At 49.3% G+C, this 14,408-nt stretch carries 14 protein-coding genes and 2 pseudogenes; 14 read left to right on the top strand and 2 right to left on the bottom strand.

Translation table 11 applies throughout. The features are described 5' to 3' along the window. The first annotated feature begins 91 nt into the window (after positions 1–91). The 6 genes from Q0986_RS13360 to Q0986_RS13385 all read left to right on the top strand — a co-directional run bounded on the left by Q0986_RS13360 (position 92) and on the right by Q0986_RS13385 (position 6,356). A complete protein-coding gene (locus Q0986_RS13360) occupies positions 92–439 on the top strand; it encodes a carbon dioxide-concentrating mechanism protein CcmK (protein WP_299411050.1) in 348 nt (115 codons plus the stop codon). Between the two features lie 13 nt (positions 440–452). Continuing rightward, positions 453–740, top strand: a complete 288-nt coding sequence (locus Q0986_RS13365) for a EutN/CcmL family microcompartment protein (RefSeq protein WP_299411051.1) — start codon at positions 453–455, stop codon at positions 738–740. A gap of 221 nt (positions 741–961) precedes the next feature. Next, entirely contained in the window at positions 962–3,370 is a 2,409-nt protein-coding gene (locus tag Q0986_RS13370) for a ribulose bisphosphate carboxylase small subunit (RefSeq protein ID WP_299411053.1), read from the top strand. Positions 3,371–3,442: 72 nt separating this feature from the next. After that, positions 3,443–3,994, top strand: coding sequence for a hypothetical protein (locus Q0986_RS13375; protein ID WP_299411055.1), 552 nt, complete (start codon positions 3,443–3,445; stop codon positions 3,992–3,994). A gap of 99 nt (positions 3,995–4,093) precedes the next feature. After that, complete coding sequence (locus Q0986_RS13380; protein ID WP_299411058.1) at positions 4,094–4,846, top strand: BMC domain-containing protein; 753 nt, start codon at positions 4,094–4,096, stop codon at positions 4,844–4,846. Between the two features lie 169 nt (positions 4,847–5,015). Continuing rightward, entirely contained in the window at positions 5,016–6,356 is a 1,341-nt protein-coding gene (locus tag Q0986_RS13385) for an adenylosuccinate synthase (protein ID WP_299411060.1), read from the top strand. A 47-nt stretch (positions 6,357–6,403) separates the two neighbouring features. On the opposite strand, the gene Q0986_RS13390 is transcribed toward Q0986_RS13385, so the two are convergent. Further along, a complete protein-coding gene (locus Q0986_RS13390; protein ID WP_299411062.1) occupies positions 6,404–7,468 on the bottom strand; it encodes an acyl-CoA dehydrogenase family protein in 1,065 nt (354 codons plus the stop codon). A 240-nt stretch (positions 7,469–7,708) separates the two neighbouring features. Between Q0986_RS13390 and ndk the strand changes: the two genes are divergently transcribed. Both ndk and Q0986_RS13400 read left to right on the top strand, forming a co-directional pair. Continuing rightward, entirely contained in the window at positions 7,709–8,158 is a 450-nt protein-coding gene (ndk, locus tag Q0986_RS13395; RefSeq protein WP_299411064.1) for a nucleoside-diphosphate kinase, read from the top strand. Between the two features lie 68 nt (positions 8,159–8,226). Beyond that, positions 8,227–8,898, top strand: coding sequence for a DUF6348 family protein (locus Q0986_RS13400; protein ID WP_299411066.1), 672 nt, complete (start codon positions 8,227–8,229; stop codon positions 8,896–8,898). Between the two features lie 461 nt (positions 8,899–9,359). Here the strand turns inward: Q0986_RS13400 and Q0986_RS23000 are convergent. Further along, positions 9,360–9,474: pseudogene (locus tag Q0986_RS23000) on the bottom strand (integron integrase); the annotation flags it as partial. A 350-nt stretch (positions 9,475–9,824) separates the two neighbouring features. On the opposite strand from Q0986_RS23000, the gene Q0986_RS13405 reads away from it, so the two are divergent. The 6 genes and pseudogenes from Q0986_RS13405 to Q0986_RS13430 all read left to right on the top strand — a co-directional run bounded on the left by Q0986_RS13405 (position 9,825) and on the right by Q0986_RS13430 (position 14,257). Beyond that, complete coding sequence (locus Q0986_RS13405; protein WP_299411068.1) at positions 9,825–10,364, top strand: hypothetical protein; 540 nt, start codon at positions 9,825–9,827, stop codon at positions 10,362–10,364. A 203-nt stretch (positions 10,365–10,567) separates the two neighbouring features. Further along, positions 10,568–11,302 (top strand): hypothetical protein, encoded by a 735-nt coding sequence (locus Q0986_RS13410; RefSeq protein ID WP_299411070.1) that lies wholly within the window; start codon positions 10,568–10,570, stop codon positions 11,300–11,302. Positions 11,303–11,907: 605 nt separating this feature from the next. Continuing rightward, a complete protein-coding gene (locus Q0986_RS13415; protein WP_299411072.1) occupies positions 11,908–12,339 on the top strand; it encodes a hypothetical protein in 432 nt (143 codons plus the stop codon). Positions 12,340–12,876: 537 nt separating this feature from the next. Further along, positions 12,877–13,251, top strand: a complete 375-nt coding sequence (locus tag Q0986_RS13420; protein ID WP_299411074.1) for a VOC family protein — start codon at positions 12,877–12,879, stop codon at positions 13,249–13,251. A 31-nt stretch (positions 13,252–13,282) separates the two neighbouring features. Next, positions 13,283–13,396 (top strand): annotated as a pseudogene (locus tag Q0986_RS13425) (IS5/IS1182 family transposase); the annotation flags it as partial. Positions 13,397–13,678: 282 nt separating this feature from the next. Then, positions 13,679–14,257, top strand: a complete 579-nt coding sequence (locus Q0986_RS13430) for a hypothetical protein (RefSeq protein ID WP_299411077.1) — start codon at positions 13,679–13,681, stop codon at positions 14,255–14,257. Positions 14,258–14,408 lie beyond the last annotated feature (151 nt).

The following is a 14,408-nucleotide window of genomic DNA, read 5'->3' on the forward strand; positions in this document are numbered from 1 at the left end:
TGTAACAGTTCACCTTGGATAAGTATTCAGCGGTCTTGTTCCTTACGCGAAAAGACAGCATTCATTAAGTGAGAGAATGGAGTTATAAACTATGTCGATAGCAGTTGGGATGGTAGAAACCCTCGGCTTCCCGGCAGTGGTCGAAGCTGCAGACGCCATGGTCAAAGCAGCTCGGGTCACCTTAGTCGGTTACGAAAAAATCGGAAGTGGCCGGGTTACGGTTATTGTGCGGGGAGATGTTTCCGAAGTCCAAGCGTCGGTTGCTGCTGGGACTGAATCTGTAAAGCGGGTAAACGGTGGACAGGTCTTGTCTACTCATATCATTGCTCGTCCCCATGAAAATCTTGAGTATGTGTTGCCGATGCGCTACACCGAAGAGGTTGAGCAATTCCGCGAAAGCATTAGTGGCCCTCGGGCACTCCCGATCCGTAAATCCTAGACACAAATTTTGAGTGAGAATTGCAAAAGTTCTAGGTACTGTAGTCAGTACCCAAAAAGCAGATAGCCTTCAGGGTACTAAGTTCTTGTTGGTACAGCGCGTTGATCAGGAAGGTCAGTTGCTACCTGAATATGATGTGGCTGCCGATTGTGTGGGAGCAGGTGTTGATGAGTGGGTACTGATTACTCAAGGCAGTGGTGCTAGGCAAATGCCTGGCTATGAGCGGCGGCCCTTGGATGCTCTGGTCATTGCCATCATCGATACTGTCTCGGTCGCCGGGGGCCGTATCTACAGTAAGTAATCTTGTTTGGAATGAGTTTCCGTTGATTCGGATCAGTTTCTTTGCTAACCCTCTAGGAGGTGTGGTTGCGTTAAGCCGGCTGTCGGTATCGACTCTGACTTATCCGCTGGGTGAATGTTGCTCAGACAACATCCTGGGTTAATTCCCCAGCCCAGTTAGCCTCCTCTGCTTTATGTCACTACTCACTCGCGATCGCGTTTTGTGTAGGAGAGATCATCATCATGGTAATCCACAGCCAATCAACATCAGCGCCCACTCGGGTAAGCGATGTGAATCCACAAGTGCATTCATCTGCCTATGTTCACTCGTTTGCGAACGTGGTGGGTGAGGTCTATGTGGGTACAAATGCGCTGATTGCGCCTGGGTGCACGATTCAGGCGGATCAAGGATCTCCCTTTTATATCGGCGACAACGTTAATATCCAAGATGGAGCAGTTATTCACGCCATTGAACCGGGTCGGGTTCGGGGGAAGGATGGTCAGAAGTACGCGGTTTGGATTGGTCATCATAGCTGTGTCACCCACATGGCCCTGGTCCATGGTCCTGCGTTTATCGGCGACAACTGTTTTATTGGCTTCCGCTCTACGATTTTTAATGCCAAAGTGGGTGATGGCTGCGTGATCATGATGCATGCCCTGATTCAGGGGGTAGAAATTCCCCCGGGTAAGTATGTGCCTTCGGGGGCCGTGATCACAAAACAGGAGCAGGCCAATCTCTTACCTGATGTATTGGACAGCGATCGCAAATTCACACAGCAAATTATTCATGTTAACGAAGCCCTGAGAGATGATGTCTCCGGGGTAAACGCGCAGACCTCTATTCGACCGGTCCGATCCACCCTCGGTCATTCTCAATCACACCGTTTTACTACTGATACCAAGCCAATGAACCATACCACCTTAGATGCAGCAATTGTGAGTCAAGTTCGGTCACTCCTTGCGCAAGGATATCGAATTGGTAGTGAGCATGCGGACAAACGCCGCTTCCAAACCAGCTCATGGCAAAGTTGTCCCCCCATTACGGGCAGCAACGAATCACAAGTGTTGGCAGGGATTGAATCTTGCCTGCAAGAGCATCAAGGGGAATATGTTCGGCTGATTGGTATCGACACCCAAGCCAAACAGCGGGTTTTAGAAACAATTATTCAGCGCCCGGATGGTCCGGTGAAGTCAGCTTCTATCAGCTCTGTCACCAAAACCATCAAAAATTACACCACCAGCCACATCACCACCAGTGGAAACCTGGATGCAGAGACGATTGCCCATGTGCGCTCCCTCCTGGGTCAAGGGTATCGAATTGGCACCGAACATGCCGATGCTCGCCGCTTCCAAACCAGCTCTTGGCAAAGCTGCTCCCCAATTGCCTCCCAGCAAGAATCTCAGGTCATTGCAGCCCTGGAAGCTTGTATTGCTGAACATCAAGGGGAATATGTCCGGATGCTGGGCATCGATACCCAAGCCAAGCGACGGGTGTTTGAAGCCATTATTCAACGCCCAGGGGATAAGCCCAAGGCCCCCTCTAAAGCGCCCCGATCTCCGTCCTCCTACTCCACCAGTTCAGGCAGCTATGCTAGCGCCAGTGCAGGCTCCAGCTCCAGTAAAGGTTTAGGTGCAGAGGCCATCGCTCAGGTCCGCTCATTGTTAGCTCAAGGCTACCGAGTGGGTTCTGAATATGCGGACAAGCGGCGCTTCCAAACTAGCTCCTGGCAAAGCTGCACGCCCATCAATTCCCAGCAAGAATCTCAAGTCATTGCTGCTTTGGAAAGCTGTCTAGCAGAACATCCTGGAGATTACGTCCGCTTAATTGGCATCGACCCGAAGGCCAAACGACGAGTCCTTGAAGCCATTATTCAGCGTCCTAGCAGCAACGGCAAATCCAGCGCTGCACCCGCGCCAGCTCCCCGCTCAAGTTCATCCAATTCCAGCGCGAGTCGTTCCAGCTATGCCAAGGTCGAAAGCAATGGTTCTAACTATCGTCCGGCTGGCGGCTTAGATGGAGCCGTGGTCAATCAAATTCGCTCCCTGTTAGCCCAGGGCTATCGGATTGGGACAGAGTATGCGGACAAGCGACGCTTCCAAACCAGTTCTTGGCAAAGTTGTACGCCCGTCAATTCTCAGCAAGAGTCTCAAGTGATTGCTGGCGTCGAGGCCTGCTTAGCTGAGCACCCCAATGACTATGTTCGTCTGATTGGTATTGATAAGCGCGCCAAGCGACGCGTATCCGAAACCATCATTCAACGTCCCGGTGGCTCTGGATCGGCCCAGAAATCGGCTGCAGCTCCCAGCTCTCGCTCCTATCAGGCACCGTCTGCCCCCAGTACTCGGGGACGGGGATTTAGCCCCAGAAGCAACAGCGGCGGGTTAGATGCGGATACCGTAGCCCAAGTGCGATCGCTCCTCGCCCAGGGCTATCGAATTGGCACTGAACATGCTGACAAACGTCGCTTCCAAACTAGTTCATGGCAAAGCTGTCCCCCGATTCAAGCGCAGCAAGAGTCCCAAGTGATCGCAGCCTTGGAAACCTGTCTGGCGGATCACCAAAAAGAATACGTTCGCCTGATCGGTATCGATACCAAGGCCAAGCGTCGGGTCTTAGAATCTGTGATCCAGAAACCTGTGGCAGCCCGCTAGATGCCATTTCACCCAGGTCTTAGTCTGAACGATCTTTCCATTCCTAGCCTAAGCGCCTAAGGTTCATCGCTAATGCAACTTTCACCCCCGCAACCGGTTAGCACCTCACATTTTTGTGTGATTGGGGATGTCACGATCCATCCCCACGCCAAAATTGCGTCTGGTGTAATCTTGCAGGCGGCTCCCCAAAGCAAAATCGTGATTGCATCAGGGGCCTGTATCGGCATCGGAGCGGTTATCCAAGCCTTTGAAGGGACGATTACCGTCGATAGTAATGCCGTTCTAGGGGCAGGGGTATTAGTTCTTGGTCAGGTAACCATTGGTATGAATGCCTGCATTGGTGATTGCACCACTATTATCAATACCGATATTGTGGCCCAACAGGTGATTCCAGAGGGCTCACTCATGGGTGATTCCAGCCGATCTACCCTTGATGAGTCTCCCAATGGTTCACCGTTGAATGATGCGCTACCCTCTAATCCGGTCAATCCGGATTGGCCCAGTCCTTCACCCATACCAAGTCCTGCGCCTGTGAGTAGTCCACAGAGGCAATCCCCAGTCATTGGACGAGCCTATGTGACCCAAATGCTACAGGTCTTGTTTGCTCGGAATTCATCCCCGTAGCCCCTAAGCCAATCAACCATTGCGGTTATTGCTAAACTGAACGAGACTTACTAGAGGATGTCTGGGTCCATTGTCTCCGTCTAGGTATTGCCTACCAATATGATTCCTGCCTCAAAGTTAAAACGGAAACGCAGACCCGATAGTGCTTTGGGTTTGTTGTCTACTCCCAGCTTTCCGGCAATTGTAGGAACAGCAGATGCCATGCTCAAAGCCGCCGAAGTGACCTTGGTGGGCTACGAGAAAATTGGGAGTGGGCTGTGCACCGTGATTGTCCGAGGCAATATTGCGGATGTGCGTTTAGCCGTGGAAGAAGGCAGTCGCCTAGCGGAAAAGCTGGGGCAAACGGTTTCCAAACTGGTGATTGCCAGACCCATGCCCAATTTGGAGGCGGTGTTTCCCATTGGTAGCCATCTGGTCGAAATTGCTCAGCAACAACGGGGCTACTCTCGCTTAAGTAACCAATCGATTGGCCTGCTGGAGACCCGGGGTTTTCCTGCGATGGTGGGGGCTGCAGATGCCATGCTCAAATCCGCTAATGTTCAGCTCTCTGCCTATGAAACCATTGGAGCAGGATTATGTACCGCCATGGTTCGCGGCTCCGTTGCCAATGTTGCGGTCGCCATCGAAGCAGGCATGTTTGAGGCCGAACGAATTGGAGAGTTAAATTCAGTGATGGTGATTCCTCGGGTTCTGGATGATCTAGAAGCCATGTTACCCGTGGCCAGCTGTTGGATCGAGAAACCCTTGCCCCTCCTCTTCTCCAATAGGGTGAAAGAGAAGGAAAAAGAGTTGGTGCCCTTAGAGAATCTAGAACAGCTCTCTCGCACCATTGAGCAAGAACCCGATACTTGAACTCGTATTTGAGGTATCAATGTCTCTGAATGTTGGGCAACATAATCCTGTTACCACAAGCAATTTCGGCATCAAGGGAATAGGAGCGTTCCTGACAGTAAGATTGACAGAAGTCTCCCCCACTGACGATAATTGTGGTTTGTTAAATCGTTGTTTTTAAAATAATCCCTTGGCTAACGTAGTTGTAATTGGTGCTCAGTGGGGCGATGAAGGAAAGGGCAAAATAACCGATTTGCTGAGCCGTTCAGCAGATGTGGTGGTTCGGTATCAGGGCGGAGTAAATGCTGGCCATACCGTCGTCGTTGATGACCAGACCTTTAAGTTACATTTGATTCCTTCCGGCATTCTCTACCCCAACACCGATTGCATCATCGGCTCTGGAACCGTGATCGATCCGAAAGTACTGATCGAAGAGCTAGATATGTTGGATACGCTGGGGGTGAGTACCAGCCATCTCTTTATTTCCGAATCGGCCCATGTCACCATGCCTTATCATCGGATGATTGATCAGGCTTCTGAGGAACGCCGGGGTGACCATAAAATCGGCACAACGGGCAGAGGAATTGGTCCCACCTATACGGATAAATCAGAGCGAACGGGGATCCGCATCCTGGATCTGATGGATTCCAAGGGAATGAAAAAACAATTGCGGTGGACGGTTAATTATAAAAACGTCATTTTGGAAAAACTCTACAATCTGCCTCCCCTGGATCCAGAAGAGGTGATTGCTGAGTATCAAGTCTATGCCGACCGTCTACGTCCTTTTGTGGCTGACTGTTCCTTAAAAATCTACGATGCCTATCAACAGCATCGCAATATTTTGTTCGAAGGGGCTCAGGGTACGTTACTCGATTTAGATCATGGCACCTATCCCTACGTCACCTCTTCCAACCCCGTAGCTGGCGGAGCTTGTGTAGGGACGGGGGTTGGCCCCACTATGATTGACCGAGTTATTGGCGTAGCCAAAGCTTATACCACCCGGGTAGGTGAAGGTCCCTTCCCCACAGAATTGCATGATGAGATGGGGGTGGCTCTCTGTGAACGGGGGGCTGAATTTGGTACTACCACCGGACGTCGGCGCCGTTGTGGCTGGTTTGATGCCGTGATTGGTCGCTATGCGGTCCGCATTAACGGTTTAGACTGCCTAGCGGTGACCAAGCTCGATATTCTCGACGAGGTGGATGAGATTAAGGTTTGTGTGGCCTATGAAATTGACGGCCATGAATCGAAGGACTTTCCCACGAATGCTCGTCAATTCTCTCGTTGTAAACCCGTTTATAAAACCCTCCCGGGCTGGAAACAATCTACTATTCATTGTCGGACCTTAGAAGACTTACCCCCCAAGGCATTAGATTATCTGAAGTTTCTAGCAGGTGTAGTAGAAGTCCCCATTGCTATTGTGTCTCTTGGGGCTGAGCGGGACGAAACCATCATCGTGGAGGATCCCATTCACGGACCCAAGCGAGCTTTGCTTTATTCCAACGGGGAAGCCCAAGCCATGTCTGCCTAGACAGTGATGAGATATTTAACGGGCTGGATTATAGAGCCATGCTTTCCTCATCTTTCTCCAGCCTTTAAACGAGCTAATGACGCTTCCATAACATCGGTCGTTTGCCCAAATACTGAGAAGGCTAAGGCTTCCCGGTAAACCCGCTGAGCAGGGTGATCCAGTAGATTGGCTCCACCTCGCCCACTTATCACAGCTGCATGGGCACAGCGATTTGCCAACTCAATGGCCCAGGCTCGAAGTCCAAGACGCTTTGGCAACGCTAACTCAGGGGATTGTTGTTCTTGATAAATAGCCTGGCGGCATGATTGCAACTCTCGGTCTAAGGCTTGTCGAGTAGAGTGCACAAAGTCTGGCCGCTTCCCACTAGCGAGAATGTCTAGCCCTGCTTGAGCACATCCTAAAGCAAAGAAGCTATGGTGCAAGCTGTTTTTCTGGTCATTGGTATGGATCCAGCCTGGTGGACGGATGACGACCACTGCTTCTTGTGGGAGTTGCCAACGGTTTAACCGCACCTTCACCGTCCGTGTCGACCCCATCGATGCTAAAGACAATGGAGGGCTGCAACCAATCAATCCTGCTGCTGGTTGGGAGACCGTTGCCAAGGGTACCAGCCCAAATATCGCCCGTCCATCTGCCAGTTGTGCCCCGAGAATAAAGTGTTGAAAACAGCCCTGTCCGGTTACCCAAGGAACCTCACCTGTAATTTCATAACCCGATTCTGTAGGCACTGCCTGAACTGGAGGCGGGTTTTGACGACGCAGATGAGAAAAGCCAATGCCAATCAACACCTTACCGCTACTCAAATAGGGAAGATATTTTTCCTTCAGAGCCGTATTGGGACTGCGAGCAATCAAAGCAGCAGCACTTTGATGTTGGGTTTGCAAAAACGCTAAGGCCCCCGAATAGCGACTCACCTGTTCTTGAAACTGGCGAAAGGTCAGTTCATCCAGATCGTGCCCACCCCATTCCTGAGGGACTCTTAGCCCCAGCCACTTCCGATGCCCCAACTGATGCAACGCTTGAAAAAGAGACTCAGCACTTTGGTCAATCTGCATGGCTTGCGGTGCAATCTCGTCTTGCAGATACGTTTCGGTTTGAATTAAGAATGTCATTGCTTATGGCCAAGAACGCCTCTCGGAGGGAATGGTGAAGCTCAACTGGCTGGTATGGTGCTGGTGTTGCTAATGCACACCATTGTAGGACGAGTTGAGGGGAGCGATGGGAAGTGCTGTTATTCTGTACCTTTCTCCTAGCAAGCGATATCCCCCTATGAGGGTTTCCCTACCTTTACAAATGCCACATCTTTTCTGAGCATAGATAAGGATGTAAACCCTGAAGGGAGTATTGATTCTGTGGAACGAACATTTTTGGCCGTAAAACCAGACGGTGTCCAGCGCGGTCTGGTGGGGGAAATTATCAGCCGTTATGAAGCCAAAGGGTTTACGTTAGTGGGTCTAAAACTGATGGTGGTCAGCCGCGAGCTAGCAGAACAACATTACGGCGAGCATAAAGAAAAGCCTTTCTTTGGTGGCCTGGTCGATTTTATTACCTCTGGTCCCGTAGTAGCCATGGTTTGGGAAGGCAAAGGCGTTGTGGCTGCGGCCCGTAAGATTATTGGTGCCACCAATCCCCTCAGTTCTGAGCCCGGAACCATTCGCGGCGATTTTGGTATCGATATTGGCCGCAATATCATTCATGGATCGGACGCCGTCGAAACGGCCCAGCGAGAAATTAGTCTGTGGTTTAAGGCAGAAGAACTCGCCGATTGGTCTCCCACCCTCACCTCCTGGATTTACGAATAAATCTGCCTTGCACTCATCTCTGCGCTAGAGGTGAGTGTTCGGTCTAGCTCAAACATTGTGGTATTTGCATGGCAACCCTTGCAGATGTTTTAATTCGCCTCTTTAAAGCCCAAAATATTCCCTGTGCCGTGGTCGAGGGTTGGGTGTTGCCCTATGGTCAAGCCCCAGGCATTCGCGGCATTTGGCATCCCCCAAAAAAAGGCGGAGCCGGATGCCTAGATATCGAAGTCTTACTGCCCGATGGCCGCTTACTGATTGACCGCTGTGCTGGCCTAGGCGAAGACAACAACGCCATCATGGATGGGGTGCAAAATTTTCTGCTGGGTTCTTTTCCGGTGCTATTGGCGAGCTTTTATGGCAAAAACGATCCAGAGCAAGTCACCACTAAGCGATGGTCTCTAGCTGGCAGCACCTGGACCGCCTATATCGGTGACTTTTCGCGACGGGCTTCCCAAGGTATTGATATGCCTGTTCCCAAGTCAGCCTTTACCGCCATCGAATCTGCCATTGAGCAGTCTCCTCTGTCTGCAGATGTCCATTGGTTCCGCACATTCTATTGTCATATCAGTGCCCAGCAAGTCTTCGAGGCTTTAATGGATAACCAGCCCTGGCCCCAGGGTGAAGCGGCCTTAAAGGGTATCCCTTGGGAAAAATGCGATGGCTATTACAGTGTTAGGAATTTTTTGATCCTGCAAAAAGAGGTTTCCCATAACACCTATGCCTTACCCACAAGTCTTTAAATGAAGCGCTGGAAAGCATACACACATCTCCTGTGGATCTCGTACCATTCTGCATTCGCCCCCCCAGCCCCCCAACCTTGGGGGGAGAAACCCACAATCCAGCTTATTTCCCCCCCAGAATATAGCCTTCGGCATTCAAGAAAGGGGGGTAGGGGGGCCAGTGCAATATTTTTGACGTTCTCTCTAATTTTTATGTGCATCCTAGCTTTTTTAAAAGCATAGAACCTAACAACTATAAGGTTTACAGGAGTTGTGGGTAAAGCATAGCCCATAACACAGGCTAACCGTTATCTTCGCGGCAACTGGGTTGTATTCCCCTGGGCATCCTAGAGATCAAGCAAGAGGTCTATTCTGCAAAAAGTCTGATGTTGTGATCGTTTAGCACAAGCTGCATCCATCGTTTCAGCCAGAAGCTGTTTGAGAATGTATCGGTACAAAAATATCAGGGCATAGAGGGCTCAATTTTGGGTTGAGGCAGAAACTCAGAAGGGCTTCAACTTCGAGTTCAGCCATTACTTTGGGATGACGTTTGTTGTGGCAGAGAATAAAGCGTCGGATCCACTGCACATAGTTTGTTCGGGGCTTGCTTGGTTCGCACTACATCACGGACTTGTCAAGGAGTTTACGGGGTAGCATAGAGTGCCTGTTAATAACCAATATTGAAACTTATACGGTTATTTTGCCTGTTAACGTTCCTCCTTACTGCATGACGGATCTGCTGAAAATGCTTTTCTTATCTTATATGTAGACATTCAGATTCAAGTTTGCATATCGGTAAATCTCCGTAAGGTTTGGTTTTTGATTAGAGATGCTAATGTATAGACAGCTTGGCTTTAAGACATAAACTACTTCTCAATTTATTTCGTGTTAGGAGGCAATTTGCCTCCTAAATATAGTTAGACTTCGAACTCTGAAACATTTCAAGAATGTATGAACACTTAGATCCCTTAAAAAAGAAACTGTTGTCCCTAAGTGTTGAAACGGTTCCTGTTCCATGGAAATGTGTTGGGACAATCTCTGTCGGGGGATTACGTTCAGTAGGTTTTGATAAAGAATCTGAACATTTATTAATTGTCTCTTCACAAGGACGATGTGTTATCGATTGTCGTACAGGTGAGAAGGTGGCAAGAGATTATGATGACTTTGATGACGATGAAATAAGTCTAGAAATTCAAGGAATTGGTATTTTAGCCAGTCAAAGAATTAGAGTGGCTGGACTTTTTGGTGGTGGTTTACCAAACACAACTGAAGATGGTTGGAGACTTGAGAGCGTTACAATCAATTGGCCAGAGCAAATGATAATGTTATTGCCGCCCGATTCCGGCCTGTATGGCAGTCTAATGAAACGTCCAGATATCATGACGAAAGTTGTTGAGGATTCTTGCCTCAGGGCATATGGTTTTTCTTATACAGGTCAGTCATTTATATTTGCTACGACCAGTGACGTGACTGTCTTTTCGAGATAGTTACTATGCTAAATTGGTCTAACCAGCCCATGCAAGAGGACGCTTAATCTTAAGTTGCTGTATGGCGCTTTAAATTTCTGTTCGCGCCCCTGATGGGGTGGCCGTTAGCAATCCGCAACCCTAGTACAGCTTCGTGTTGAAGTACACAAGTTTTTGAATGGTTGTATTATGTTTGCTCAGCAGCCTACTTGTTAGAAAACGACATGACTTTAAATCGTCCATATAAACGAATCGCTCGACCGTTCAACATGCCAAATGGCTCATATGTTGGTGGGACGATTGATGAGTCATACCTTGCTGATCACAATTTTGCGCCAGATCGGACGACTGCTATTAGGGGGTATCATGCCATCGAAAATGATCTGCGTCGCGTCTTCGAATTCGTCGAACCACATCAACAGAATTTAGATACGTTTTCTACTCGGTTATACGAAATATTTCTTCGCGCTTCAACCGAATTTGAAAGCAATTGCAAATCAATTCTCGCCGCTAACGGATATTCTCGTGCTGGAGATTGGAATATGGGCGACTATAAAAAGATTGAAGCCGCAACTCGCTTGTCAGAATATCAAATTCGATTAACCATTTGGGCTGATACTCCTCGCGTTCTTCAACCGCTAGCACCTTGGTCAACTGGCGGCAGTCTGCCATGGTATCAAGACTACAACACCGTCAAACACAACCGTAGCGATAAATTCAAACTTGCAAACCTGAAAAATACAGTTGATGCCGTTGCAGCTTTGTTTGTCATTCTTTTTGCACAGTTTAACATTCTCGCTTTTAGTGCACATGAATTAGTTTCTTCGCACGGAGATTGGAATGGTTGGCTTGCCTATCACAATTCAATCTTTTGGATTAAGCTACCGACTGGCTGGACTACAAGCGAATGCTATGGGTTTGCATCACTTACACCGACTTTCGGTGCATTCTCGTTCTAAACAATCTAAATCCAGTTAGAGCTCAGCCCCTAATATCACATTTCAGTCTTAATCATACTTTTTACTGTGTTTGTTTCTGTGGCTTATTGGGATTGCTGTGGCTATACTTTGGTAGTGCCTTTTGCGTTGTTTGAGCGATCGCCTCTAGCGTAAAAGTTTTGCCATCTTATAGGTGTTGCCTAACACGCCAATGCAGGTGGATACTCGAAGCACTCTACTAGTAAACGCTTTAAATTAATTTTCGCACCCCTGATTGCCCATCCGTAAGACTTCAAAGGATAGAATCCGCCGAGCGCCTATCGCTTTCGCGACAGGCGCAAAACTGCGTTTGTCGGCACCGCTTCGATTAAGAATACATGCGAGAACCCCGTTTCACGATTGGCATCGCCCTTACGATCGGTTGGATAGCGATCGCGGGCTATCTTTTGCTGAAGGATCCAGCAGTGCTGGCGAAGATGACACCCAGCGACTGGGGGAGCTTCCTGTCCGGCGCATCTGCACCGCTCGCGTTCTTATGGCTTGTCCTTGGCTACATTCAGCAAGGCGAAGAGCTTAAGCTCAGTACAGAGGCCCTTCGCCTTCAAGCCGAAGAGTTAAAGAACTCGGTGCAGCAGCAGCGAGACTTGGTTGAAGTCTCTCGCCAGCAAGTCGAAAGCGAGCGAGAAGCACTCGCCTACGAACATAGAGTACGCGAAGAGACCTCCCTTCCAAGGCTAACGCCAAGCGCCGCCGGAGGGTCCTTTCGAGGTGACGGCGAATCTACCTACAGCTTCTCAATCACGAACTATGGTCACGCTGCCACAGGCGTCATGGCTGACCTGAGCCTCCCGGATCAAGCATTACACCGAGTTGTCGATCTGCCGCTATTGGAGACTGGCGCAAGCCAGCGCGTCTCGTTCAACATCCAGGGCCCGCTACAAGGAGCTGACGCCCGCCTGTGGCTTCGCTGCACTGATGGCCTCGGTCGTCCACAATCGGTGCTCTACTCAGTGGAGCGGGTGGATGACTCGCCCCACGCTGTACTCTTAGTAACATAAAAAATGAACTAGAATCGGCAATTGAAGCTGTAGACTCTCTTCAAAATGAGGCTCAGCAAAACAAGGAAGAAGTCGGTAAACTCCAAGAGCGTATCCAAGAATTAGAGGAAGACAAAAGTACTGCTGAAAATTTTTTACAGCTTCCTCAGGATTCGGTTATTCGCCTAATTGACCGTGCTACATCAAAAGGCAAGAATAAGGGGCGAATTGAAGGTCTGATCATTGGCATAATTACCGGGGTGATTTCTAGTTTGGCAGTTTGGATTTTAACTGAAAAGGTTCTCATCACAACCCCTGAAGCCTTTAGGACTGAAGTGAAACCCTCAATTTCTATACCTGCGCAGTCCGACAAAGATGTCAGATGAGCTATGGTTTTACTCACATTTATTACTCTTTTGCCTAACCAGGCCATCCAAGGGATGCTCGCAATACAATACCAGTTAAGATCTTTATCTTTCTGCTCGCATCCTTGATGGCTGAACCGTTAAGCCAGACAGAATGTGCTCTCTCTCCAGGCGAAGAAGAACAGAGGTGCCCGTGTTTGACCATATCAAGTTCGGCGTTCGCGACTTTGCAGTGAGCAAAACCTTCTACTTGAAGGCGCTCAAACCCATTGGAGTGACTGTTGTCACCGATTGGCCTCCAAACGGTGCTGAATTTAGTCAGCCAACAGGCAAAAGTTCACTGTGCCTGTACCAAACAGACGAGGAGCCCGCGCATCTACACATAGCATTCATCGCCGAAAGACGGCACCAGGTTGACGCGTTCTACTACGCCGCTCTGAGCGCAGGCGGGCAGGACAACGGGCCGCCAGGATTACGTCCTCAGTACAGCGGTCAGTACTATGCGGCATTCATTCTTGACCCCGACGGGCATAATATCGAGGTGGTCTGCCATGAGACGGAGGCCTAGCATCTAGTTGCAAGCGACTCTGAACCCCAGACTGAAGATTTTCAAAATTCTGTCCGAGCGCTATCGCAATCATCGCCGTCGCTACTCCCTTTGGTGTAACTTGATTGCAGCCCTCTATAACGACGAGTTATCTCTTGCAGCTTAAGGGGTGGAAGTCAGCATTAGCACATTGTGAAATGAATATTGCCCCTCTGGCACTGTGCAGCCCGCCGCCAGTTTTGTCCGCTCAGTCGATTATGTTGGAACCCGCACGATCTTGATCAACCTAGAAGTCTCTTTCGATCGCAACCCCTATTTCCATGAAGTCAATTGTGGGTACAGCGGAAGAGATTCTTCCCGCGCTACTGCAATGAGAATTCCAAAATGGATACCGAAAAATCGGCCTTTAAGGGTGATATGGGTGTGTAGTTGGGGGTTGATCGGCCTGATGGCGTTTTGTATCGCCCAAGTGATGCTGATTCAGCGCACACCCCTCACTCAGCCTGCTCCATTGGTGGGGGCATCTGCGATCGCACTCCCCAATACCGACGACCCAGAGCAACTGTATGTGTTCTCTCAAATGTTAGGGCGCATCCAAGTCTTCGATACCAACGGCACTTTTCAAACTAGCATTGCCACGCCCACTGTTAAAGGAGAGCTGACGCTTTGCGGTGGGGGAGAGCATCCGATTCTTTTAGTCACACCCTATTTCAGAAAACCTTACTACGAGCTAAAGCAAAAGCAATTTATCTGGGTTGAGGATCAACCCCTACCTGGGTTTTGCCAGACGTCTAAGCCACAAACCACTGCCATTGGCCAATATCGCTACAGGCTCAAGGACTGGCCAAAGCGGGTCACCTATCGTTCGATGGGCCAACATCAGGAGGATATCCTAATCCCAGGCAATTGGTGGATAGCTTTTTCAGGTTCATTACCCTTTATTTTGGGGTATGGCCTATTGGGAGGAGGGTTACAAATTCTGGGATTGATACTTCTCTACTCCCATAGGCATCAAGAGCAGTCTTAGATCTGCCAAGTGTGAAGTTGAATGGGGGCAGCAATACGCTGAATCAGGTAGGAACATAACTCGTTTGCTGTATAACCTCTCTAAAAGAGACTTTTATGGCAGTAACAATATTCACCGTTAAGCATTTCGGAGCCTTCAACTTCCGCCTATA

This window comes from Acaryochloris sp. IP29b_bin.148 (genome assembly GCF_028285565.1).
Taxonomy (GTDB): domain Bacteria; phylum Cyanobacteriota; class Cyanobacteriia; order Thermosynechococcales; family Thermosynechococcaceae; genus Acaryochloris.